Origin of the sequence: Mesorhizobium sp. M5C.F.Ca.ET.164.01.1.1 (genome assembly GCF_004792125.1) — a bacterium.
Classification (GTDB): domain Bacteria; phylum Pseudomonadota; class Alphaproteobacteria; order Rhizobiales; family Rhizobiaceae; genus Mesorhizobium; species Mesorhizobium wenxiniae.
The window spans coordinates 1-295 of the sequence record NZ_SRTG01000518.1 but is presented as its reverse complement, the minus strand read 5'-3'; the positions used below and the strand labels follow the sequence as shown (position 1 = coordinate 295).

Here is a 295-nt window from a genome sequence, read left to right as displayed (position 1 = left end):
CGCAGGACACGCTGGCCAACGCCACCGCCTATGCCAGCGAGCAGATCGGTGCGGTGCGCACGCTGCAGGCCTTCACCAACGAGACGCTGGTCACCGGCCGTTTCTCCGCAGCAGTGGAAGCCGCCTTCGAGGCGGCGCGCGGCTCGGTCCTCGCGCGCGCCTTCCTCACCTTCTTCGCCATCTTCATGATCTTCTCGTCAGTGGTGGCGGTGCTCTGGTTCGGCTCGCGCGACGTGCTTGCCGGTACGTTGTCGGCCGGCACGCTCGGCCAGTTCCTGCTCTATTCAGTGTTTAG

1 protein-coding gene is annotated in these 295 nt (G+C 66.1%); it reads left to right on the top strand.

The features are described from left to right. Positions 1 to 295: ABC transporter transmembrane domain-containing protein (locus EN807_RS34540; RefSeq protein WP_246684540.1), on the top strand; the 295-nt coding region annotated here is incomplete at both ends.